General features: G+C 70.1%; 21 protein-coding genes and 5 pseudogenes. 14 read left to right on the forward strand and 12 right to left on the reverse strand.

Annotated elements, in window-relative coordinates; genetic code table 11:
• Positions 1-125 precede the first annotated feature (125 nt).
• Together ACWEQO_RS14225 and gap are read left to right on the forward strand one after the other, a co-directional pair.
• The gene (locus ACWEQO_RS14225; protein ID WP_361462614.1) at positions 126-1,082 is read left to right on the forward strand and encodes a GlxA family transcriptional regulator; all 957 of its coding nucleotides are present in this window, start codon (positions 126-128) and stop codon (positions 1,080-1,082) included.
• A 107-nt stretch (positions 1,083-1,189) separates the two neighbouring features.
• Positions 1,190-2,188, forward strand: a complete 999-nt coding sequence (gene gap / locus ACWEQO_RS14230) for a type I glyceraldehyde-3-phosphate dehydrogenase (protein ID WP_452982649.1) — start codon at positions 1,190-1,192, stop codon at positions 2,186-2,188.
• 850 nt (positions 2,189-3,038) lie between these two features.
• Here the strand turns inward: gap and ACWEQO_RS14235 are convergent.
• A complete protein-coding gene (locus tag ACWEQO_RS14235) occupies positions 3,039-4,334 on the reverse strand; it encodes a glycosyltransferase (RefSeq protein ID WP_452982652.1) in 1,296 nt (431 codons plus the stop codon).
• Between the two features lie 116 nt (positions 4,335-4,450).
• On the opposite strand from ACWEQO_RS14235, the gene ACWEQO_RS14240 reads away from it, so the two are divergent.
• Positions 4,451-4,648: a transposase gene (locus tag ACWEQO_RS14240; protein ID WP_361462625.1), complete on the forward strand. Its 198-nt coding sequence runs from the start codon at positions 4,451-4,453 to the stop codon at positions 4,646-4,648.
• A gap of 354 nt (positions 4,649-5,002) precedes the next feature.
• Here ACWEQO_RS14240 and ACWEQO_RS14245 read toward each other — a convergent pair whose 3' ends face one another.
• The 5 genes and pseudogenes from ACWEQO_RS14245 to ACWEQO_RS14265 all read right to left on the reverse strand — a co-directional run bounded on the left by ACWEQO_RS14245 (position 5,003) and on the right by ACWEQO_RS14265 (position 7,791).
• Positions 5,003-5,257, reverse strand: a complete 255-nt coding sequence (locus ACWEQO_RS14245) for an HU family DNA-binding protein (protein WP_452982655.1) — start codon at positions 5,255-5,257, stop codon at positions 5,003-5,005.
• 347 nt (positions 5,258-5,604) lie between these two features.
• The gene (locus ACWEQO_RS14250; RefSeq protein ID WP_452982658.1) at positions 5,605-5,844 is read right to left on the reverse strand and encodes a transposase; all 240 of its coding nucleotides are present in this window, start codon (positions 5,842-5,844) and stop codon (positions 5,605-5,607) included.
• A 59-nt stretch (positions 5,845-5,903) separates the two neighbouring features.
• Positions 5,904-6,473: a maleylpyruvate isomerase N-terminal domain-containing protein gene (locus tag ACWEQO_RS14255; RefSeq protein ID WP_361462604.1), complete on the reverse strand. Its 570-nt coding sequence runs from the start codon at positions 6,471-6,473 to the stop codon at positions 5,904-5,906.
• A gap of 58 nt (positions 6,474-6,531) precedes the next feature.
• Positions 6,532-7,137, reverse strand: a pseudogene (locus ACWEQO_RS14260) (IS630 family transposase); the annotation flags it as partial.
• Positions 7,138-7,224: 87 nt separating this feature from the next.
• Positions 7,225-7,791 (reverse strand): GNAT family N-acetyltransferase, encoded by a 567-nt coding sequence (locus ACWEQO_RS14265; protein ID WP_361462601.1) that lies wholly within the window; start codon positions 7,789-7,791, stop codon positions 7,225-7,227.
• Positions 7,792-8,639: 848 nt separating this feature from the next.
• On the opposite strand from ACWEQO_RS14265, the pseudogene ACWEQO_RS14270 reads away from it, so the two are divergent.
• The 4 genes and pseudogenes from ACWEQO_RS14270 to ACWEQO_RS14285 all read left to right on the forward strand — a co-directional run.
• Positions 8,640-9,226: pseudogene (locus tag ACWEQO_RS14270) on the forward strand (DUF6192 family protein); the annotation flags it as partial.
• 7 nt (positions 9,227-9,233) lie between these two features.
• Positions 9,234-9,449, forward strand: coding sequence for a hypothetical protein (locus ACWEQO_RS14275; RefSeq protein ID WP_452982707.1), 216 nt, complete (start codon positions 9,234-9,236; stop codon positions 9,447-9,449).
• A 278-nt stretch (positions 9,450-9,727) separates the two neighbouring features.
• On the forward strand, positions 9,728-9,961 hold the full coding sequence (locus tag ACWEQO_RS14280; RefSeq protein ID WP_452982662.1) for a hypothetical protein: 234 nt from the start codon (positions 9,728-9,730) through the stop codon (positions 9,959-9,961).
• Between the two features lie 65 nt (positions 9,962-10,026).
• Positions 10,027-10,554, forward strand: coding sequence for a DUF4396 domain-containing protein (locus ACWEQO_RS14285; protein WP_452982665.1), 528 nt, complete (start codon positions 10,027-10,029; stop codon positions 10,552-10,554).
• A 74-nt stretch (positions 10,555-10,628) separates the two neighbouring features.
• Here the strand turns inward: ACWEQO_RS14285 and ACWEQO_RS14290 are convergent.
• A pseudogene (locus ACWEQO_RS14290) lies at positions 10,629-10,802 on the reverse strand (four-helix bundle copper-binding protein); the annotation flags it as partial.
• Positions 10,803-10,870: 68 nt separating this feature from the next.
• On the opposite strand from ACWEQO_RS14290, the gene ACWEQO_RS14295 reads away from it, so the two are divergent.
• The 3 genes from ACWEQO_RS14295 (at position 10,871) to ACWEQO_RS14305 (ending at position 13,909) form a co-directional block, all read left to right on the forward strand.
• Positions 10,871-11,437, forward strand: a complete 567-nt coding sequence (locus tag ACWEQO_RS14295; RefSeq protein WP_452982668.1) for a Chromate resistance protein ChrB — start codon at positions 10,871-10,873, stop codon at positions 11,435-11,437.
• Positions 11,434-12,609: an MFS transporter gene (locus ACWEQO_RS14300; RefSeq protein WP_452982671.1), complete on the forward strand. Its 1,176-nt coding sequence runs from the start codon at positions 11,434-11,436 to the stop codon at positions 12,607-12,609. Before ACWEQO_RS14295 ends, ACWEQO_RS14300 begins: the two co-directional genes overlap by 4 nt.
• A gap of 47 nt (positions 12,610-12,656) precedes the next feature.
• Positions 12,657-13,909 (forward strand): IS3 family transposase gene (locus ACWEQO_RS14305; RefSeq protein WP_452982674.1). Its coding sequence is split into 2 segments (ribosomal slippage): positions 12,657-12,939 and positions 12,939-13,909, totalling 1,254 coding nucleotides; the frame shifts between segments, so codons are not numbered across the junction.
• Between the two features lie 27 nt (positions 13,910-13,936).
• Here the strand turns inward: ACWEQO_RS14305 and ACWEQO_RS14310 are convergent.
• Positions 13,937-14,152, reverse strand: a pseudogene (locus ACWEQO_RS14310) (DDE-type integrase/transposase/recombinase); the annotation flags it as partial.
• A gap of 234 nt (positions 14,153-14,386) precedes the next feature.
• Here ACWEQO_RS14310 and ACWEQO_RS14315 point away from each other — a divergent pair.
• From ACWEQO_RS14315 to ACWEQO_RS14325, 3 genes are read left to right on the forward strand one after another with little or no spacing between them, the layout of a single operon-like run.
• A complete protein-coding gene (locus tag ACWEQO_RS14315; RefSeq protein ID WP_452982677.1) occupies positions 14,387-14,836 on the forward strand; it encodes a hypothetical protein in 450 nt (149 codons plus the stop codon).
• Positions 14,833-16,221 carry a hypothetical protein gene (locus tag ACWEQO_RS14320; protein ID WP_452982680.1) on the forward strand — a complete coding sequence of 463 codons (1,389 nt, stop codon included), beginning with the start codon at positions 14,833-14,835 and terminating at the stop codon, positions 16,219-16,221. The genes ACWEQO_RS14315 and ACWEQO_RS14320 overlap by 4 nt, the downstream gene beginning before the upstream one ends.
• Positions 16,221-16,601, forward strand: coding sequence for a hypothetical protein (locus ACWEQO_RS14325; protein ID WP_452982683.1), 381 nt, complete (start codon positions 16,221-16,223; stop codon positions 16,599-16,601). The genes ACWEQO_RS14320 and ACWEQO_RS14325 overlap by 1 nt, the downstream gene beginning before the upstream one ends.
• A 256-nt stretch (positions 16,602-16,857) precedes the next feature.
• Here ACWEQO_RS14325 and ACWEQO_RS14330 read toward each other — a convergent pair whose 3' ends face one another.
• Together ACWEQO_RS14330 and ACWEQO_RS14335 are read right to left on the reverse strand one after the other, a co-directional pair.
• Entirely contained in the window at positions 16,858-17,085 is a 228-nt protein-coding gene (locus ACWEQO_RS14330) for an excalibur calcium-binding domain-containing protein (RefSeq protein WP_452982686.1), read from the reverse strand.
• Positions 17,086-17,938: 853 nt separating this feature from the next.
• A complete protein-coding gene (locus ACWEQO_RS14335; RefSeq protein WP_452982689.1) occupies positions 17,939-18,142 on the reverse strand; it encodes a cold-shock protein in 204 nt (67 codons plus the stop codon).
• A 446-nt stretch (positions 18,143-18,588) separates the two neighbouring features.
• Here ACWEQO_RS14335 and ACWEQO_RS14340 point away from each other — a divergent pair.
• Positions 18,589-19,685 (forward strand): annotated as a pseudogene (locus ACWEQO_RS14340) (integrase core domain-containing protein).
• Positions 19,686-20,091: 406 nt separating this feature from the next.
• Here ACWEQO_RS14340 and ACWEQO_RS14345 read toward each other — a convergent pair.
• Both ACWEQO_RS14345 and ACWEQO_RS14350 read right to left on the reverse strand, forming a co-directional pair.
• The gene (locus tag ACWEQO_RS14345) at positions 20,092-20,301 is read right to left on the reverse strand and encodes a hypothetical protein (protein ID WP_452982692.1); all 210 of its coding nucleotides are present in this window, start codon (positions 20,299-20,301) and stop codon (positions 20,092-20,094) included.
• Between the two features lie 443 nt (positions 20,302-20,744).
• Positions 20,745-20,993 carry a hypothetical protein gene (locus ACWEQO_RS14350; RefSeq protein WP_452982695.1) on the reverse strand — a complete coding sequence of 83 codons (249 nt, stop codon included), beginning with the start codon at positions 20,991-20,993 and terminating at the stop codon, positions 20,745-20,747.
• Positions 20,994-21,183: the final 190 nt, after the last annotated feature.

A 21,183-nucleotide genomic window follows, 5' to 3' on the forward strand; every position in this document is an offset into this window, starting at 1 on the left:
CCGCGGTTCGGGGCGGCCCCGTTCGGAGCAGAGCGGGACGGCGCGGAAGGTACATGGACCGGACGCGCCGTCGGTGTGTGTGCGCAGGGGGCGTATCGACGTCACACCCCCGTAGCCTCTGTCCCATGCCAGCCTCCCGCCTGCATCGCGTCGCCGTCCTGGTGCTCGAGGGTGCGAAGCCGCTCGATGTCGGAATTCCCGCGCAGGTTTTCACGACCCGCGCGAGCATGCCGTACGAGGTGCGGGTGTGCGGGGCGACACCCGGTCTCGTGGCCGGCGGCGATGGCCTCGCGTACCACGTCACCCACGGCCTCGACGCGCTTGCGTGGGCCGACATCGTCTTCGTCCCCGGCTACCGGTTCCCGGACCGCGACGACCCGCCGCAGGCCGTCGTCGACGCCCTGATCGCCGCCCACGACCGGGGCGCGCGGCTCGCCGCCATCTCGACGGGCGCCTTCGCGCTCGCCGCCACGGGCCTGCTCGACGGCAGGCGCGCCACGACGCACTGGCACTACACGCGGGCACTGGTGGCCAGGCATCCGCTCGTCCAGGTCGACGAGAACGTGCTGTTCGTCGACGAGGGCAGCGTGCTCACCTCGGCCGGCGCCGCCTCCGGCATCGACCTGTGCCTGCACATCCTGCGCGGCGACCTCGGGGTGGCCGCGTCCAACCACGCGGCCCGGCGTCTGGTCGCGGCCCCCTACCGCAGTGGTGGCCAGGCCCAGTACGTGCCGCGCAGCGTCCCCGAACCGCTCGGTGAGCGCTTCGGCACCACCCGCGAATGGGCGCTGCACCGGCTCGGCGAGCCCCTCACCCTCGCCATGCTGGCACGGCAGGCGGGGGTCTCGCCGCGCACGTTCTCCCGGCGTTTCGTCGAGGAGACCGGCTACACGCCGATGCAGTGGGTGATGCGCGCCCGCATCGACCTGGCCCGCGAACTGCTCGAACGCTCGCAGCGCAGCGTCGAACAGGTCGCCGCCGACGTCGGCCTCGGCACCGGAGCGAACCTGCGCCTGCACTTCCAGCGCATCCTCGGCACCACCCCGAGCGAGTACCGGCGCACCTTCACCCGGGGCGAGTGACCCGCCCAGCACCGCGTGACGGGATCCTTTCGAACCGTGGCGATCCCGCCACTGTCGGCGGCGCGAGCCGCGGGCGAGCCTGGAGGAGAAGGGAAGGGACATCACTCATGACTCGCATCGCCATCAACGGATTCGGCCGCATCGGACGCAATGTGCTGCGCGCCCTGCTGGAGCGCGACAGCGCCCTCGAGATCGTCGCCGTCAACGACCTGACGGAGCCCGCTGCGCTCGCCCGGCTGCTGGCCTACGACAGCACGGCCGGCCGGCTCGGGCGTCCGGTGACCGTCGACGGGAACGCCCTCGTCGTCGACGGCCGCCGGATCACGGTGCTGGCCGAGCGCGAACCGGCGCAACTGCCGTGGGCCGAACTCGGCGTCGACATCGTCCTGGAAGCCACCGGCCGCTTCACCTCTGCCAAGGCCGCCCGCGCCCACCTCGACGCGGGCGCGAAGAAGGTGCTCGTCAGCGCGCCGTCGGACGGCGCCGACGTCACGCTCGCGTTCGGGGTCAACACCGATGCCTACGACCCGACCGTGCACACGATCGTCTCGAACGCCTCCTGCACCACCAACGCGCTCGCGCCGCTGGCCGCGGTCCTCGACGAACTCGCAGGCATCGAGCACGGGTTCATGACGACGGTGCACGCCTACACACAGGAGCAGAACCTGCAGGACGGTCCGCACCGCGACGCCCGTCGCGCCCGAGCCGCCGGCGTCAACATCGTGCCGACCACGACCGGTGCCGCCAAGGCGATCGGCCTGGTACTGCCGAACCTCGACGGCAAGCTGTCGGGCGACTCGATCCGCGTACCGGTGCCGGTGGGCTCGATCGTCGAACTCAACACGGCCGTCGCCCGCGACGTGACGCGCGACGACGTGCTGGCGGCGTACCGCGCCGCAGCACAGGGGCCGCTCGCCGGCATCCTCGAGTACTCGGACGACCCGCTCGTCTCCTCCGACATCACGGGCAATCCCGCCTCGTCGATCTTCGACTCGGCCCTCACCCGTGTCGACGGCCGCCACGTCAAGGTGGTCGCCTGGTACGACAACGAGTGGGGCTTCTCGAACCGCGTGATCGACACGCTCGAACTCCTCGCCACCCACTGACCGAACGCCGGGGCGCCGCCCCGCCTCCGACGACCGCCCTTGAGCGCTCGGGTCGACCGGTCGAGACGAGCGCTCAAGGCAGAGGCCGGTCGGGACCAGGTTCGGGCAGGCGGCCGCATGCGGGTCCGGGATCGTCGTGCGGTTGCGCGTCGCGGGGGCGGAGCCCCGTCGGCACAGGAGGCCGGGCCGGGACCGTGATTCATTTCGTGTTGCTGATCGCCTGCGTGGCGGCGCTCCGCTTCCCCTGTGAGCGGTTTGTCGACGCAGTCGAGTGCGCGGGCGCCGATGCGCTGTTCGCACGGCCAGGCCGACGCACCGCTCTGCGCCCTCTTCGAGGTCCGCGCCCTGCCGCGGCGCGGCTGTACGTGTGCGCCGTCGTCGAGCACGCGACCAGGCGCATCCGGGCCCTGGACGACACCGCTGTCTCCGACCGGGCAGGGGAGCGTGCAGCAAGGTCAGATTCCTGCTCCACGACCGCGACGCGAAGTTCACGACCGCCTTTGACGCTTTTGCGGCCGACGCCGGCCCGAAGGTGATCACCACAGACATCCGGATGTCCCGGACGAACCCCCGCATGCATCGCTGGACCGCTGGATACAGAGCTGCCGACGTGAACTCCTCGACAGGACGTCGGCCTGAAGCCAGCGCCCTCTCCTCGACCCTCTGACCCTCTGCACGAGTGCGAACAGTTCTACAACTCCTGCCGACCCCACCAGAGCATCGCGAACGTCTGCCCTCGCGGCTCCCTGCCCACGCCGATCACCGCTCCGGAGCGGATCGTCCGCCTCGACATGCGCAGACGCGACCGCCTCGGCGGTATGGGGACCGGTCCGTCCGAGGGCCGGTGGGGTCAGCCCGTGGCGGCCCGCTCGATCAGATCCGCGGCCGTACGCAGTCCGTCGCGCGCCCGGATCGTCTCACCGGCCTCGGTGAGGGCGCGCCGCAGGGCCGTATCGTCGAGCAGACGGCCGATCGCGCCGTGGAGTTGGGCGTCGGTGAAGCGGTACGGGTCGAGCCGGACGCCGTACCCCAGTTCGGCCATGCGCTGGGCGTTGTCGTGCTGGTCCCAGAAGAGCGGCAGCAGGATCATGGGCTTGCCGAAGTGGAGGGCCTCGGTGGTCGTGTTGTTGCCGCCGTGCGTGATGACGAGGTCGACCAGCGGGAGGATCCGGGGCTGCGGCAGGAACTCCTCGCCCCACATGTTCGGCGGCAGCTCGATCTCCTCGTGCAGCGGGCCCTTGGAGACGATGTAGCGGTGCGGGGTGCGGGCGAGCGAGGCGATGACCCTGCGCATGAGCTCCACGTCGGCCGAGCCGAGCGAGCCGAGGCTGAAATAGATCAGCGCGCCGCCGTCGGCCAGGCCGGGCGGCAGTGTGAACCTCTCCCGCGTCTCGCGGACGGATGAGTCCAGCCGGTGCCAGGTGGGGCCCAGCGGACGGGCATCCGTGTAGTCGGCCGACTCGGGATAGACGTACAGGTTCAGATCACCCTCGTGGACGAACTCCAGGTCGGGCAACGGAGGCGCGCCCTGCTCGGCCACCCAGGCGCTGAAGTCGCTCCACAGGCTCCGGTGCGTGCGCTCGTACTCGGCGCGGAACTCGTCCCACTCGCTCCGGTCCCCGGCCGGATACCCGGAGAACGGCGGCGGAACGTGCTCGCCCTTCATCTCCAGGGGATTGCAGGAAAGGATCCGCACGAAAGGAACGCCCGCCGTGGTCAACGCCGGGAAGCACACGACGTTGTCCTCGACGATCACATCCGGCCGGACCCGGTCGATGATCTCCTTCAGCTGCGGCTCGCAGTACCGGGCACCGGAGATCAGTTCCTCCCACACCGGCTTGATCCAGGTGCTCAACTGCTCGATGGTCGGCTTCCGGAACTCGGGCGCGGTGTCGTGTACGAAGTCCTTCCAGAACTGGCCCGCGTCCTGGGGTTGTTCGGGCGGCGGGGCCAGATCGACCAGCTCCTCCTCGAAACCGAGCGGCGCGAGGCGACCTTTCCAGGACGCCTCCGCGGCGAACACCACACGGTGCCCCCGGCGGCGCAGGACATCCCCGATTCCTACGCAGTTGTTCGTCGGCCCGTACGCGCTCTCCGGAGCGAAGAGGACGGTCAGGGGCCGTAACGGTCTTCCCGTAGGCGACAAGCCCAACTCCTTTACCCGCGAAGGCGGTTACGAAGTCTCGCACCGGATCCGAACGCCGGGCAAGACCGCCGGAACCACCGCCCTCGGGCCGTTGGTCGTAGTCGCGGGCCAGGGCACTGCGGAGGCCGCGACACCTTGACTCCGCAGCATCGACCGATGCGCAGTGGGCGAGGAACGAGCCGTTGTCCCCGGACCGGGCGCCGAAGCGGGACGGTCACCGGCGAGACCGCCGCGAGGTGATCGACGCGATCGCCCACACCTTCCAGACCGGAACCCGACGGGTGCGCCTGCCGGACGAGTACGGCAACTGGTGAGCCGTCTGCAACCGGCTGCGGATGTGGGCCGTCGACGGCACCTGGGGCGGGTGTTCACCACCCTGATGGTTCAGGTCGACGCGGCTGAGGACCTGAGCCGGGCCGTTTCGGTGGACTCCGCGATCGTGCGGGCCCACCAGCAGCGGTCGGGGCCCGCACAAAGGGGTCCCGGGCAACGAACCGGATGGCCATGCCGTCTGCCGATACGCGGCGGACTGACCACGAAAATCCACCGCGTCGCCGATGACCCTTGCCGGCCGCCGCCCGTCAACGGCTTTCCGTCCGCGCGTTCACCCCACGGGCCAGACACCCCGGGGCCCACAAGGCCATGACGGCCATCGGGCCGGTGCCCGGTCAGCCGACCTGGCCGTGGACGAACTCGTTGAGGGCCTTGCCCGGCCGCAGACCCGCCTCGCCGTCCTCCTGATGGAAACTGCCGAAACCGGTGAGGGTGACGGTCTTCCCCGCCCTGAGTGCCTCGGCGATCGCACCCGCCCGGTCGACGGTCCCGAACAGGGCGTCGACGACCCGGCCGACCTGCTCCAAGGACAGATCACCACCGTCCGCCGCCTTGTGTGTGACCGCCTCGATCAGCCCGGACCTGTCCATACGACGCACGCTCCTCGACGATGAAGTTCCGCGAAGCCGCAACCCGACCGGCCGGCCACCGCTGTCCGACCCCACCATCGTGACACCGGCACAGCAGCCCCGCACGCAGCGGCGCCCGACCGTACGCTGCCCGTGTGCACAGTGTGGAACCGCTGCCCGACCCCGCGACCGAGCGAGCCGTCCGAGACGCATGGCGCCGCCTCGCGGACGTGGGACTGCCGACTCCCACTTCCCTGGCAGAGACGATCCTCATTCCGCCGCGGGCTCTACCCTCTCTGACCTGGGCGTTCTGATGTGCTTTGCCTGTTGTTCGCCCGCGACCGGAATCCTGTCGGCGGCGAGCTCTCTCACGAGCGGGGAGAGCCTTTTCCCGGCAGGTTCGCCCACGCCAGGCAGGCCGCCGCGCGACGCAGGACCTCGTTCTCCTGCTCCGGCAGCCGGATCCGCTTCTTCAGCTCACGGTTCTCCGCCGGCTCGGACCTGGTGACACCGGGCTTCTCGCCGTCCTCCACGGCGGCCTGTCGCAGCCACTTCGACAGCGTCATCTCAAGCCGCCCCATGGGCAAGCCGGACCAGATGTCACTCATCCGTACAGCACTCCCAAGTGCTGGTGCTGCGACCGGGAAGGTTCGCCGGGGCAGCTCGGTCAGTCCGATCGTGCGGCTTCCCACCTCCATGAGGTTTGGCGAGGGAGGCCGTCGAGGTCCCCGCGGCCGGTGCACCAGAGAAGTACCTGGGTGGGGTCCCCGGGCGGGGCGACGGGGAAGAGTCGGTCGAGTACGGCTGCGCTCAGCGGTGCTGGCGGCAGCCAGTCCACGGACAACCCCTGCGTGATGTCGTGGGTGTGCAGGAGTGTTTCGGCGACGCTCATCGCTGCGAACCCGTCGGGGTCGCACGGACCCCAGTGCCAAGCACGCAAGGTCGGGTCGGCCGTGGCCAACGCGCTGCTGAGCAGCCCGCCGCAGGCGGCGACGACCCGGAGCACCTCAGCCGGCGAGGCGGTGGAACGGATGGTCAGGTCGAAGGGAAGGTAGGCGTCGGCGGGCTGTGCTGCCAGCTGCCCCGCGTAGGCCAGCAGGTCATGGCCGATGTGCGCTGCTGTGTGCCGGCAGGTCCAATCGAGCGGCCCCGCCGGCACCGTCCAGTCCTCGGCGGTATGGGGGCTGAGCACCCGCAGCATCTCTGCCACGGCGGCGTCGACGTCCTGATGGTCCATGCGGAGCTCCCTGCGGTTCGTGCTGTGCGACGGGGCCGTGCCGGTAGTCGTCCCTCCACGCTGCCAGGCACCTGGCACGTCCGCCCCAGCGGGTGCCTTTTTCACCGCGCATGCGGGCGCGCTCGCGGCGTTGGGCGGCCAGTACGTCGGGGTGGCGCGCGTTCTTGTTGCGCCGGCGCAGACAGGCGTGCAGGGTGCAGGCCTGTGCGGTGTGGTTGCGGTGGTGGGAGTGGGCGACGGTGAACTGCCGCAGCGGTCCGAAGCGGGCCTCGATCGGGTTGGCCAGGAGGCGTAGGTCGGGGCACCGTCCGGACGGTGCCCTTACCGCGCAGAGCGACGCCCCACAGGGTGTCGTCGCCGACCGGGTAGCAGCCGTGGAAGCAGCACACCCCGTGCGTGCGGTGGAAGGTCGAGGGATGCCGCTCGGGGCGTCCCTTCCCGGCCCAGTCCGAGCCGGCGGTCGGTCGGATCCCGAGTGGCCCGAACTCGTCGAACGCGCCCCCCGGTCCGGGAAGCGCTCCAGCACCTCCTCGATCCGGTCCAGCTTGGCGTCGCGCTCCGGGTCGGGCGACTCCTTCCACGTCTTGGTCCGCTGGAACGTGGTGCCACGGCAGGCGAGCAGGCACCGTAACGCCTCGCGGCCGATCCTGATGATGCGGCCGTGCCGTCACATCCAACCGAGGCGAGAGCGGTCGTCGCCCACCCGGTGGTCACGTCCAGCGCAGCCCTGATGCCATCGGGCAGTTGGGGCTCATTCCTTCCACTCATGGGCGAGCGTCGCGTAGACGTACTCGCTGCCCCAACGGTCTCCGTCGAGGTCGTTGTCGACCAGATGCGCCTCACGGCGCATACCGAGACGTTCACACACGCGCACCGATGCGGTGTTGAGGACATCGAGGCGAGCGAAGATCCGGTGGACTTCCAACTGACCGAAGGCCAGCGAGGCCAGTGCGCGCGCCGCTTCGGTAGCGTAGCCCTGTCCGGCGTACTGCGGGTTGAAGACCCAACCGATCTCGGCCTGTCGGGCGCGTGCACTCGTGAGGGTGAGGACCACCTCGCCGACGACACCTGGCTCGTCCCCCCGGCACACGGCCAGCAGGAGCACATCTCCGTCGGCCTGCCAAGCGGTCCCGCCAGCCCGCGCGGCGATGGCCTCGGCACAGCCCGCGCGGGTGAGCGGTGGACGATAGAGGTAGCGGGCGACCTCCGGCAGGGACTGGTACGCGTACCGGTCATCGACGTCACCCGATGCGAACAGCCGCAGCACCAGCCGTTCGGTGGTGATCGGCTTCGGGATGTACCGCGAGGCAGTGGTCATCGAATTCCCCCGTGTCCTGCCAGTGACCTGACCGGACAGAGTAATAGATCACCGCATACCAAGCCCGACCGGCCTGACCGCCACAACCCGCTGATCGTTTGCGGTCACGGCAGTAGGTACGCGGTGCCGCCGTTCGACCCGGCGGTCATGGACGAGGCACACCGGATCGCGGGCCGCGCCGACAAGGACTGGACCATCATCAACGACGCGCAGCGGATCCGGGCCGACCGCCGCCCCGCCCATGGCAGCGATGCTGAGCAGGGTGGTCGGCGTGCCTGCAGGCAGGGGAGTCGCCGTCTGACGTGCCGGGAGCCCGGGCAGCGAGAGGAGGACCACGGAGCGGAGCTCGCCGACTTCCTCATCGACCAACTACCGCAGCCGCGCGCCGCCTGGATCCTCGGCTGCATCCTGCAGCTCGTCGGCGCCGACGACGGCGCCGACGCGGCAGCCCTCGAGGACGGTTCGACGTGCGACAGGACCCCCAATTCGAGGACTTGGCCGACGACGTCCGCTGCCGGGCGGAGCTCGCGGAGTGGGGCCGACTTGTTTCTTCGTGAGCGCCGCCGCCTTGCCGGTTGTGCTGTCGCTCTCCGGCGCGCCTCCGCAGCCGCTCAGCAGCAGTACCATCGCGGTCGCCGCGTACCACCGGTGCGTTCTCATGGCCACGCCACCGTCCCCTCGAGTCGGCCATCGTACGCGGACCGTCTTCGCGCGGGGCGTGCCGACCTTCGGCCGCTGCTGCCAGGGGCTGTCACGTTGTCGCGCCGGGCGGTTCTTGACGGATGTTTATGCAGTTCACGGGCGGGTTCGAGGGAAGCGTGACAGTTGGCTCGCGCTGCATCCGCCCCACCGACGACATCGGGCTGTCGGTCGCCACGGTGAAGACCACGAGGTGGGTGGCCTCCCGCTGGCCGAAGGATCACCGCAGTTCGAAGACGGCGCCGTACACGGTCCACCGTGCCCTGGCGAACATCGAGGATGAGGCGGAACGGTTCGCTGCGATCGGGATGCCGCCGGACGGCAAGGCCCGGTGGACCACGGACGACGCGAGTCGGCGGGTGGGGCGGCAGGTCGAGACCCCGTCACGCCGCAGGAGAAGGTCACCGCGATCCATTCGCTGGCCCGGGACGAGGAGGTTGCCGCGGCGGTCACCACCGACTTCCTCAAGCGTCCGCAGGTGGCGGCCGAAGTGTCGGCGGAGGACAAGGTCCGGGTGGTGGAGGAGTTCATGCGGGACGAGTCGGTCGCGGTGACGACCGCGGCGAGCCTGCTGCACCGACCGGACGTCGCGTTCAAGGCGATGAGTGACGACACCGCCCGCTTCCAGGTCAACCATGCCCGGGTCGAACACAGTCGGCAAGGCCGGGAGGACTTCGACCGCAACGGTCCCGTCGCCCCGGCCGTCCGCGCGATCGACCGGTCGGTGGAGTTCCTGGCGGGAGATGCGCCGTCGGCAGTCCTCCGCCCGTATCTGTGTCGAGCACGCCAACGCCGAACTGCGGCAGTGGCGCCCGCTCCAGCGCTGTACCGGCCGGCGCGAGGACTACGCCGAAACCCACCAGGCGATCGCCTCACCGGTCTCGGACCGCTCCGCCCGCCGGGCCACCTGCCGCAAGCCGAGCACCGAACTGATACTCGCCCGGCAGGCGGCTCGTTGATCAACCACCAGCCGAACCGCCAGGCCAGCACGCCACGACCTCAATCGCGGACCGAGTCGTAACTCCTGATGATCAGTGCGCGGCCGACTCCGGTTCAGAAATGGGCTCCGAGACGAGATGGCCCACCTTCAACCTCGCGGGCGTCTTCATCGTCTGCGGCGGTCTGGTGATCGTCGCCCTGTCTTGGCGGGCCGCCGACTGGCGTTCGGCGGCATAGCCGCTGGAGTTCTCTCACCCGCAGATGCCGCGCCGGGCGCGCAGCATCACACGGCTCGCTCGTGGCGCTCACGGCCGACGGCCGGGTGCTCATCGCCCGCGGCGTCCGGCCATGGGCGGAACTCGGGCGCCTGCCCGAGGGCGGTCGGGCCACGGTGCTGACCGCGGTGAGTACGCAGCGGCTGCTGGCCGCCGACAGCACCGACAGCGTCTACGAGTCCGCCGCCGACGGCCGTACCTGGATGCTCCGTCACCGCTCGGCAGCCGGTCCGGAACCCTGGGAATATACCCCCTAGGGGTATAGGTTCGAGGGTATGGGGCCGCCAGCGGCCACCCTGGAAGCCGAATGGGGATGAGGCTCATGGAGCACAGCACGCACCACACCGGTACCGCGCCCGGCCACACCACCCCCGTGGACGGCCACGATCATGCGGAACACGGCGGCCACACGAGCGGCGCGTCCTGGGCGATGGCGGTGAGGGCGACGCTGCACTGCCTGACCGGGTGTGCCATCGGCGAGATCCTCGGCATGGCCATCGGCACCGCCCTGCTGTGGGACAACGTGCCGACCATGGTCCTGGCGATCACCCTGGCTTTCGTCTTCGGCTATTCCTTCACCCTTTTCGCGGTGGTGCGCGCCGGGCTGTCCCTGAAGGCCGCGGTCAAGGTGGCGCTGGCCGCCGACACGGTCTCCATCGCACTGATGGAACTGGTCGACAACGCGATCATCGCGCTGACGCCGGGAGCGATGGGGGCGCACCTGGCGGACGGGCTGTTCTGGTACACGCTGCTTGGCGGCTTCGCCGTGGCGTTCGTGATCACCACACCGGTCAACAAGTGGATGATCGGCCGCGGCAAGGGCCACGCCGTCGTCCACGCCCACCACTGACCTGCCCTTCAGTACGCGCGGGCCGGGCGGCCCCGGGGCCACCACGGGGCCGCCCGGCCGCATACCGGCAGGCGTCAGCCCGGTCCGGCGAGCAGCTCGTTGCACGCCGGCTCGCAGCGCCGGCACGCCTCGGCGCAAACGCGGCAGTGCTCGTGCATGTCCGCGTGACGGGCGCACTCGTCACCGCACACCCTGCAGACGGTGGCGCAGGCCTGAAGCGCGGCCCGGGTGATGTTGGCGTCGTAGCCGCCGAAGGTGGGCGCTTGCGGCAACAGCGGCCACCCAGGTGAATGTAACGGACGCTACATTTTGAATTGTGTCGGACACGGAACCGAACGTCCGTTGGCTCGTCCTCGTCCTCAAGATCCCTGTCGAGCCCTCCCGCCACCGGGTGGCCGTCTGGCGCGAACTGCGCAGAATCGGCGCCCTGTCTCTCGGGCAAGGGATCTGGGCCGTGCCGGACATGTCGATCTTCGCCGACGGTTTCGCCCGAGCCGTGGAATTGACCGACAAGGCCGGCGGCCAGGCACTGACCCTCAACGCCTCGGGCCGCAGCCCCGCGGACGCTGTCCGCTTCCGGGAGCTGTTCGATGCCGCCCGCTCGGCCGACTGGGCCGAGTTCCTCGCCGACTGCGGCAAGTTCAAGACGGAGATCGCCAAGGAGATCCGGCTCGGCAAGTTCACCCTCGCCGAGCTCGAGGAAGAGGAACAGTCACTGGAGCGGCTGCGCCGCTGGCACCGCGACCTGACCGCCCGCGACGTCTTCGGCGCCCCCGAGGCCGCCGAGGCCGCGGCCCGGCTCAAGACCTGCACCGCCGTGTGCGAGGACTACGCCGAACGCGTCTTCGCCCACCTGCACGAGACCCCGGGAGACCGCCGATGACCGCCGCCACCCCCGCCGCGCAAGCGCCGCCAGCGGCCCGGATGTGGCCGCTGTACGCGGCCGGGTTCACCACCGCCTTCGGCGCCCACGGCATCGCCGCCAACCTCGGCGGCTTCTCCGACGACGCCGTCACCTCCCTGCTCGTCCTCGGCGGGCTCCTCGCCCTCTACGACGGCGCCGAGGTGATCCTCAAGCCCATCTTCGGCAGTCTCGCCGACCGCATCGGCGCCAAGCCCGTCCTCGTCGGCGGCCTCATCGCCTTCGCCTTCGCCTCCGCCCTTTACGCCATGGCCGACAGCCCCGGCTGGCTCTGGGCCGCCCGCCTCGGTCAGGGCGTCGCCGCCTCCGCCTTCTCCCCGTCCGCATCCGCACTCGTCGCCCGCCTCAACCCGGCCGCCAAGCGCGGCCGAGCCTTCGGCAGCTACGGCTTCTACAAGTCCATCGGCTACACCCTCGGCCCCCTCCTCGGTGGACTCCTGGTCTGGGCCGGAGGCCTGCGCCTGCTCTTCACCGTTCTCGCCCTGCTCGGTGCAGCGGTCACCGTGTGGGCCGCGCTCGCCGCCCCGGCGGTGCCTCCGCTGCCCAAGCAGCGCCAGACCGTCCTAGACCTCGCCCGCCGCCTGGCCGACCCCGCCTTCCTCGGACCCACCGCCGCGCTGGCCGCCGCGACCGCCGCTCTCTCCGTCGGCGTCGGCTTCCTGCCCGTCTCCGGCGCCGCCGCCGGACTTGGCACCATCGCCACCGGCGCCGCTGTCTCCGCCCTCGCCGCCACCGCCGCCTTCGTCCAGCCCTACGCCGGACGCGCCCTCGACAACGGGCGGCTGACCACCCGTACCGGTCTCGCCGTCGGCCTGGCCCTCACCGCTGCCGGCCTCACCGGCGCCATGCTGCCCGGACTCGCTGGTGTGCTCCTCGCCGCCACCCTTATCGGTGCCGGCACCGGCCTGATCACCCCGCTCGGCTTCGCCGCCCTCGCCACCAGCACCCCGGAGGAGCGCATGGGCCAGACCATGGGCGCGGCCGAGCTCGGCCGTGAACTCGGCGACGCCGGAGGCCCCCTCCTCGTCGCCGTGGTCGCGACCCTCGCGACCCTCACCTGCGGATACGCCGCCTTGGCCGTCCTCGTTGCCGCAGGCGCCGTCCCCGCCCTACTGCGACGCAACAACGCCTGAACCGTTCCGGGTTCGGTAGGGACTCGATCGTTTGAGAGGATCGAGTCATGGCACGTCATTCCCCCTACCCGTTTGAGCTGCGCCGTCGTGCGGTGCGGATGGTCGCCGAGGTGCGGCCCGACTACGACACCGAGTGGGCCGCGATGAAAGCGGTCGCCGCGAAGCTCGGCATCGGCACGACCGAGACGCTGCGCAAGTGGGTCCGCCAGGACGAGATCGACGCCGGCACCCGGCCGGGGACGACGACGGAGGAATCCGCGCAGATCAAGGCGATGAAGAAGGAGACAGCCGAGCTGAAGCGGGCCAACGAGATCCTGAAGGCCGCGGCGAGTTTCTTCGCGGCCGAGCTCGACCGGCCACACACACGCTCGTAGCGTTCATCGACGAGCACCGGGACCGCTTCGGCGGAGTCGAGCCGATCTGCCGTGTTCTGACCGACCACGACTGCAAGATCGCCCCGTCCACCTACTACGCCCACCACAAGCGCCTGACGGCACCCTCGGCCCGCACCGTCCGGGACACCGAACTGAAGATCCTGATCCAGGAGGCATACGACGCCAACTACCGTGTCTACGGCGCGAGGAAGATCTGGCGGCACCTGAACCGCCAGGGCCGGACCGTGGCCCGCTGCACCGTCGAACGCCTCATGCGCGAGCTCGGCATCGCCGGCGCCGTCCGCGGCAAGAGAGTGATCACCACGATTCCGGACCCCTCCGCGCCAAGGGCACCGGACCTGGTCGACCGCGACTTCGTCGCCGGCGCGCCGAACCGCTGCTGGGTCGCCGACTTCACCCATGTCGCCACGTTCTCCGGCGTCGTCTACGTCGCCTTCGTCGTGGACACCTTCTCCCGCCGGATCGTCGGCTGGTCCGCCTCGACCACGAAGCAGACCCGGCTCGTCCTGGACGCCCTGGACATGGGGCTGTGGCAACGCGATCGCGACCAACTGCCTCCCTTTCCAGGTGCGTTGGTGCATCACTCGGACGCGGGATCGCAATATACGTCCTTCACGCTGGCCGAGCACTTGGAGAAGGCCGGCATCGCCGCCTCGATCGGATCGGTCGGTGACGCGTACGACAACGCGCTGATGGAGTCCACGATCGGCCTCTTCAAGACCGAGGTGATCAAGCCGCAGCGGCCCTGGCGATCCCTCGCCCAGGTCGAGCTGGCCACCGCCGAATGGACCGACTGGTACAACCACACCCGGCTCCACGGTGAGATAGGGCACATCCCGCCCGTCGAATACGAAGCCAACCACTACCTGAGCATCACGAAACCCCAGCTCACAACCAACATCTGAGATCTCTACCGAACCCGGAACGGTTCACTGGTCGACGGCCCGCCACAGGCACTTCCGCTCCCCGTTGATCCTGACGAAGACCTCGTCCAGGTGCCATGCGTCGCCAGGGCGGGGGTGCCTGCGGCGCAGGGCGTTGGCGTAGGCCTGCCCGAACTTGCCGCACCAGCGGCGCACCGTCTCGTAGAAGACGACCACGCCGCGCTGGAGCATCAGCTCCTCCACCTCTCGGGAGGAGAGCGGGAAGAGGACGCGGTCTTCCTCCTCGACGCCCTCGGCATGCCCGGCGGCGACGACACCCTCACCGCCTCGTCGACCTCACCGCCGAAACGACGTCTACCGCCACGCGGGCAAGACGCCCACGTCCCGCATCTTGGCGAGCTGACCGGCGCAGGTTCTCCCACTTCTTCCCCAGAACCGTTCCGGCCCACGGAGCGTGAATAAACATGACGAGACACGGACGGAACAGAAGGAGACGGGGTGTCCTTCGAGCAGGAATGGGCGCAGCTGAAAGCCGATGCGCTGGCGCGGCAGGCCGAGGACGGCATGCGGCTCAACCAACTACCGGCGGACTCCGGCAAAGGCGCGCCGGCCACCTCGAGCAAGGACCTGGTGGCAAAGACGGACTCCATCAACGGGAACGCCAACCTGCTGGTGGAAATCGCCGGGCTTCTTCACGAAGGCCGCCCGGACGCCGAGCTGACCACCCTGGCACGGAAACCCAGGGCACATGAGGACGTGGCACGTCAGGTGGAACGCTTCGCCGAGTTTGCGGGTGACCAGTTCCTGGACACCATGGCCCTGTTCGCAGCGCTGTCGACCCGACTGCGGACGGTCGGCGGGAACTTCGCGGAGATCGAGGATGAGACCGCCCGCCGGTTCCTGGAGACCGTGCTCGACGGCCGTTACGTCTCGCCGGGAACGCGATGAGCGACGGACGCAGCTATCGCAAGGACGTCGAGTTCCTGGAGAACTGCAACCCGCCGCTGGTGGAGCGCAACGCGGACGAATTCCGCCGCATCAAGACTCTCCTGACGGCTGTCGCTCCTGCGGCGGAGCGGGCAGAGAAGCACACCGAGTGGCGTAGCAAGGGCAGCGCGCACTACACGGCCAGGCTCACCGAGGGGCGCCGTCTGGTCGACGAGCTCGCCGAAGCCTACGGGCACGCCGCGGGCGCGCTGCGTCGCTACGCGGAGGCGCTGACGCTGGCGAAGGCGCACTACTCCAATGGCCTGGTCAACGAGCAGGCGCTCGCGGACCTGATCCACACCAAGGGCACCGCGATCACCCGCACGGCGCAGGAGGCTGAGCCGATGCGGCAGTGGGAGGACATGCGCGCCACCACCGGCGTCCTGGACTTCTTCGCGGAGCTGACCATGGACGTCGACGACATCCGGGACGAGGCCAACCGGCTGCACGACGCGGCGGGCGGCGACTTCGACCTGGCGCGGACCACCGAGAAGGAGGCCCGCGACCTCTGCCTCCACGAGCTCAAGCAGGCGTACGACCTGGTGCCGGACTTCCAGGTATTCCTCACCGAGCGGGTGGACGTCGCCGCCGCCATGCCCGACCTCCGGCGCGAGGCGGCCGAGGCAAGCGGTAACCCGGTGACCCGGTTGCCGGGCAGCGGTCCCAAGCAGGACTACTACCCGACAGCCGGGGACGAGCCGGTCTCCCCGACGCTCCAGAGCATCCGGATACAGCTCGCTTCACTGCCGGGCGCGACGGACAGCTACTGGATTCCGCCTTCCGGTGACCAGGAGAAGACCGAGTGGATCCGGGCCAACAAGGACATCATCAAGGCCGCCGCGCAGAACGCCGGGCTGCCGCCCTCGATGGTGGCGGGCATCGCCTGGAAGGAGATCGCCGGCCAGCCCGGCCCACTCGACGACATCACCGACACCATCCGAGAACAGGCGGACTCCCCGCTGAGCCCCATCAGGCCGGAGAACCTGCCGTCACGACTGGGCGGCGCCCCCGACGAGACCTCCTTCGGGCCGATCGCCATCCAGGTACGGCGTGGCGCCGAGGTGCTCGGCTACGACCCGGAGAACCTCACCGACCAACAGCGAACCATGGTGGAGGAATCGCTCCAGGACCCGGGACAGAACATCTTCATCGCCACCGAGTACCTGGCCCAGCTCAAGGCGGAGAGCGACTTCGCCGACGTACCCCCGGAAGAAATGACGGTGGAGCAACAACAGGAGCTTGCCGCGCGGTACAACGGGGGACCTTACTGGGAGAACGATCAGGCGCAACGTTACGGCCGTGACTTCACCCATCACCTGGACCAGGCAAGGAACGCGATCCGCTGATGCAGTCCTCGAAACCCTCGCACACCGGCGACAGGCAGAAGACCGGCCACTCCCGTCACCCGGTGGACGACCGCCCACACCACCCCGACGACGACCGCCGCCTGCTCCGCGTGATCCTCGCCGTTCCGGTGGTGCTGTTGACCCTGGCGGCGGCGTTCTTCCTCTGGCTGGCGATCAACACCCGCCCGGACGGCGACTGGGACCAGGCCGCCTACGGCGGGATCGAGCTGGCCTGTGCCCTGGCCGTCGCTCTGGCAGGCGCGGTGGGAGCCCTGTGGCTGGCGCCCTCGGTGCGGCGGGTGATGCGGTGGCCGTGGGCGGTACCGGCTGTGACGCTGGGGGTGGCGGCGGTGCTGCGGTGGGTGTCCAGCGGGGCGTGAGCGCCCGGCCGGTCCAAGTGCTGCGGCCACGACACCGGCCCACTCCGCCTCGGCAACCACACGGCAGCCGCGGAATCCACCGCAAGGCTCACCGTCCGGACGCATCCGGACCCGTGGACCGGTCACGGCGACAACACTGTACGAGTCGGTGAGAGGGGGCCTGGAGCACGGGCCGCCTTGCCGAAGGCCAGCAGCGGGACGCTCACCCCCATCGCCCGCGCCGGGCGCATGTCCTGGCGTGGCGGGGTCTGGTGGGTTATCCCCAGTCGCAGCCGATGCCGTCGCCGTCGCGGTCGAGGTGCCGGCCGTAGCCGGGTTCGCCGCGGCGGACGGGGGTAGCTCCGGCGGCGCGCGCGGCAGCGCAGTTCCGGTAGTAGACACTGCCACCACCACTGCTGCTGTCGTCGCTGCTGTACCCGCCGCTGCCGGAGCCGCTGTCGGGTTTTTCGGTGACGGTCTGCGTCACCTCTACCTCGACTTCCACGGTCTCGGTGTTGGTGGGTGCGGGTTCGGGCTCGGCGGTGAGGGTGGGTGGTGGCGGCGGTCACGGTTGCGGTGACCGTGGCGGACGGCCCGGACGCGAGGGTGTGCCGCTCGAAAAGTCATCGGCGCAGGTGGGAGTGATGCGGTTCGACCCTGAGAGCATGTCCGCGTGACCGTGTCCCTGCTGCCCAAGGTGGCCCGGAGGCTGCCGTCCGTCCCGCCGGTGCTGCCGCGCCGCGACACCACCCAGGATGCGGAACTGCTCGTGCCACGGCACGAGAACGCTGTCCTGCGCCGCCAACCGGCCGGCCCGGCCCGTTCCGAGCCGGCCGACCGATTCCGGTGCGCCGCCCCGTCCGCGCCGAGACCGGCGCGAGGTCTTCCCGGTCACCCCGCCACCCTGCCCGCCCGGCACCACAAACCCGTCGCCGCCACGCGGGATTACACCGCACGCCGACGCACCGGACGCCCGCCCACCCGAGCGGCGATCAAGACGCTCGTTCTGCGGCCGGCCCGGGACAACCGGCGGTGGGGGCACCGGCGGATCCCAGGGGGAGTCGGCCCGACTCGGGCATCGGATCGCTGCCTCGACGGTCTGGGAGATCCTCAACGCCGCGGGCACCGGCCCGGCGCCGCGTCGTGCCGGTCCAACCTGGCGCGCGTTCCTGGCCGCCCAGGCCGGGGGGCATCATTGCGGCGGACTTCCTCCACCCCGGCACCGCGCTCGGCACGAGGCTGTACGCACTGGTGTTCCTCGGGCACGGCACGAGGCGCCTGCGCATCCCCTGCACCGGGGTGTTGCGACGACCACTAGAACGGAAGCGGAGGGCACCGGGCCTGTTCGGGCGCTGGGGTCAGACGACGCGGATGTTCTCCGCCTGGGGGCCCTTCGGGCCTTGGGTGATGTCGAACTCCACGTGCTGGCCCTCCTGCAGTTCGCGGTAGCCCTGCCCGGTGATGTTGGAGTAGTGGGCGAAGACGTCCGGGCCGCCGCCCTCCTGCGCGATGAAGCCGAAGCCCTTCTCCGCGTTGAACCACTTCACGGTGCCCTTGGCCATGCCGGTCTCCTTCGAGGGGTTCGGGCCCGCACGGTGCTGCGGGTCCGGAGGTGATCGCCTGGTCCGGAGCGGGCTGCACAGCAATACACCCGCGGGCAAGGTGACCGCGGGCGAACGACTTCGGAACCACGACTGCTCTGGAGATCACGCTAGTCCCTTTGCGGGGGCACCGCAGGCCGAAACCCCGCCGGCCCCGTCGTGCGCCGGTGCCGGCACTGCTGCCAGCCGCCGAAGGCGGTCGCCCGCAGCGACGCCCAGTTCTGAGCACCGGTTCGTGGGGCGTCCGTCAAGGACTGGTTGAGGTAGACCGCGGTCAGCCCTGCGCTTGCCGATAACCTGATCCGCCCTGGTCGGAGCCGGTGTGCGGGGGGTACGGGATGTCGAGTGCGGTCGGTCGGGTCTGTGCCGTCGCGTGGCTGTCGATCAACGCGGCATGATGACCGACCGTGCCGCTGCGACTGGCCCACTCGGGCAGGGCGAACGCGTTCGCCCTGCTGTGCCTGCTGCCGGTGAGCGATCGGGACACGGACATGGAGATCCTCGCCCTGCGCCACCAACTGTCGGTGCCGGAGCGCCGACTCGGTAAGGAGAAGGGGCGCTTCAGCCCGAGTGACCGGGCTTTCCTGGCGGCGCTGCTGTACCGGCTGCCGCGGGACGTGCCGCGCGAGCTGCGGCTGCTGGTGCGGCCGGACGCGGTGCTCCGTCGGCACCGCGACCCGGTCGCCCGCCGCCACGCCGCCGAGTCCAAGCCGAAGCGCCCGGGCCGGCCCCGCACCGTGCGCTCCATCCGCGCCTTGGTGCTGCGCCTGGCACGGGAAAATCCCACTTGGGGCTACCGGCGCCTCCACGGCGAGTTGCTGGTGCCGGGCGTGCAGGTCGCCGCCTCCACGGTCTGGGAGATCCTGTGGGAGGCCGGGATCGACCCGGCGCCCGAGCGGACCTCCAGCGCGTGGGCGACTTCCTGCGCTCCCCGGCCGACGCGCTGTCGGCCTGCGACTTCTTCGAGACGGTCACCCTGACCGGGGCACGACTGGACGTGTTCGCCGTGCTCGAGCACGCCGGCCGGCGGATCCGGATCCTCGGCGCGACCGCGCACCCGAGCGCCCCCTGGGTGACGCACGGCGCGAAGAACCTCGTCATGGACCTCGAAGACGCCGGCTGCCGGGCGCGGTTCCTGATCCGGGACCGGGCCGGGAAGGTTCCCGCCCTGTTCGACGCGGTCCTCGCCGAGGCGGGGATCGAGGTCGTACTCAGCGGAGTCCGGATGCCGCGCATGAACTCGATCATGGAACGGTGGGTGCAGACCTGCCGGCGCGAGCTGCTGGACCGCACCCTGATCTGGAACCAGCGGCACCTGCTCCACGCGCTACGTGAGTGCGAAGACTTCTACAACTCCCACCGGCCCCATCAGGGCATCGCCAACGCCCGCCCGCTACGCCCCTTGCCGATGCCGATCAGCGATCCGGAGCAGATCACCCACCTCGACATACGACGACGCCAACGACTCGGCGGCATCCTCCACGAGTACCGACATGCCGCCTGAACTGGGCGGATGAGCTTTTCGGCAGGAGCAGCCCGTACCGCCCGACTTCCTCTCCGCCGCCAGGTCGCGCAGCTGCCCGGCCATCGTGGCGGGCTGCTGTTCCCGCTTCAAGTGCCAGGGATCGTCCCGCCACCCCGGCGGCCCGACCCCGCGGCGGGCGCGGACGAGCGCGCCCGTGAAGCCGTGCAGCGGTCCGCCGTTGTCGGCCGCGATCAGCGGCCCCAGCCAGGTGCGGTCCACCCGTTCGCCCAGCCGCCGGCAGAACGGGCCGTCATCACGTAGTGCCCGGGACCGCACCCCTCCGCTCGCCCGCCAGGCCACCTCGGCCGTCTTCCCGGAGGTCCAGCAGCGCCTGTGCCACCGCCACGACCTTTGGGAAGACGGCCGCGTCCCGGTCCACGATCCGTCACCACGCCGGCTCGCCGCCCATGCTGCCGCCCGCCAATCGGTGCAGGCGCTGCGGCCAGATCTCCTCCCGCTCCCAGTACAGGGCCTGTTCCCACCAGCGGGCCACCACCGCATGCGCCAGGGCGAACACGGCCTCCGGCTCCACCCCGGCCCGCACCGTGTGAAGTGCCGTTTCGGTGCCAGTGGCCGCATATCGTTTCTCTGCCATCGTCGGATCTCTGAACCTATCCTCTGACGTGGTGAAACCTTCCTCGGCCTACTGGCGTTTAGTGGCACCAGGCACTGACAGGTAGTGGAATTAGCCCAGGACAGCTTCCTGGCGCTTCCTATAGGCCCCCACTGCGGCTCCATCGTCCGGACAAGGACCGTGGGCGGCATCGGCGGCTCTAGTCTCAAGTGGTAGGAGCGACGGCCGAACCCAGGCATACAGCAGACCATCGCCCCCATAATCCTGCCGCACGGACCCACACGGGCTTCGGCTCCCCATCTGTTCCGCGTGCGAAGCGGTCTCGTGTACGACCAAGAACTTCCTCGCGTGGTGCCGGCCGCGGCAGGCGGGGCCCGGTCGATGTTGAGGGCGTCAGACGGCAGCCTGCGCGTCAAGCCCGGGCTCAATCCAGTGGGGGCAATCCGCTGTCCTCAGGAGGGGGGCTACTCATTCCCGGACGCGTCGGTGTGAGGCCACAGCGCCGCGACGCGTTCCTCCATGGAGGAAATGAGGATCCGTTCCGGACGGCCTGCGAAGAGGTAGAAGAGTGATTCCGGGACGTAGCCGGGGCGGCGGAACCAGTTGCGGACCTGTTCGCCACGTCCCTGATCATCTGCGATCTCACCGAGAACTTTTTCGGTGTCCTGATAGATGTGGGCACCGCGCAGCCGCCCGGCCGATCTGCTGATCATGAATTCCTGCAGCGGAGCCGGCTCGCCGCCCGGGCCGGGGGTCCGTCCCCAACTGCCGAGCGACGGTGTGGACATGAGGATGTCGTTGACGGTGTTAGGGTGCGTATTGAGTCGTGATCAATTGGTGGTTCGGGTGAGGTCCTTGAGCCAGATCATTGAGGCACGCAGGTGGAGGCCGGCGAGGTAGCTG

This window comes from Streptomyces sp. NPDC004051, from assembly GCF_053604275.1.

What these genes read in the sequence shown, in the direction of transcription:
- ACWEQO_RS14225 (WP_361462614.1), top strand. Translation starts at nt 126, where the DNA reads ATGCCAGCCTCCCGCCTGCATCGCGTCGCCGTCCTGGTGCTCGAGGGT.
- gap (WP_452982649.1), top strand. Translation starts at nt 1,190, where the DNA reads ATGACTCGCATCGCCATCAACGGATTCGGCCGCATCGGACGCAATGTG.
- ACWEQO_RS14245 (WP_452982655.1), bottom strand. Translation starts at nt 5,257, where the DNA reads ATGGACAGGTCCGGGCTGATCGAGGCGGTCACACACAAGGCGGCGGAC.
- ACWEQO_RS14250 (WP_452982658.1), bottom strand. Translation starts at nt 5,844, where the DNA reads ATGAGTGACATCTGGTCCGGCTTGCCCATGGGGCGGCTTGAGATGACG.
- ACWEQO_RS14255 (WP_361462604.1), bottom strand. Translation starts at nt 6,473, where the DNA reads ATGGACCATCAGGACGTCGACGCCGCCGTGGCAGAGATGCTGCGGGTG.
- ACWEQO_RS14265 (WP_361462601.1), bottom strand. Translation starts at nt 7,791, where the DNA reads ATGACCACTGCCTCGCGGTACATCCCGAAGCCGATCACCACCGAACGG.
- ACWEQO_RS14275 (WP_452982707.1), top strand. Translation starts at nt 9,234, where the DNA reads ATGCGCCGTCGGCAGTCCTCCGCCCGTATCTGTGTCGAGCACGCCAAC.
- ACWEQO_RS14285 (WP_452982665.1), top strand. Translation starts at nt 10,027, where the DNA reads ATGGAGCACAGCACGCACCACACCGGTACCGCGCCCGGCCACACCACC.
- ACWEQO_RS14300 (WP_452982671.1), top strand. Translation starts at nt 11,434, where the DNA reads ATGACCGCCGCCACCCCCGCCGCGCAAGCGCCGCCAGCGGCCCGGATG.
- ACWEQO_RS14320 (WP_452982680.1), top strand. Translation starts at nt 14,833, where the DNA reads ATGAGCGACGGACGCAGCTATCGCAAGGACGTCGAGTTCCTGGAGAAC.
- ACWEQO_RS14325 (WP_452982683.1), top strand. Translation starts at nt 16,221, where the DNA reads ATGCAGTCCTCGAAACCCTCGCACACCGGCGACAGGCAGAAGACCGGC.
- ACWEQO_RS14335 (WP_452982689.1), bottom strand. Translation starts at nt 18,142, where the DNA reads ATGGCCAAGGGCACCGTGAAGTGGTTCAACGCGGAGAAGGGCTTCGGC.
- ACWEQO_RS14345 (WP_452982692.1), bottom strand. Translation starts at nt 20,301, where the DNA reads ATGGCAGAGAAACGATATGCGGCCACTGGCACCGAAACGGCACTTCAC.
- ACWEQO_RS14350 (WP_452982695.1), bottom strand. Translation starts at nt 20,993, where the DNA reads ATGATCAGCAGATCGGCCGGGCGGCTGCGCGGTGCCCACATCTATCAG.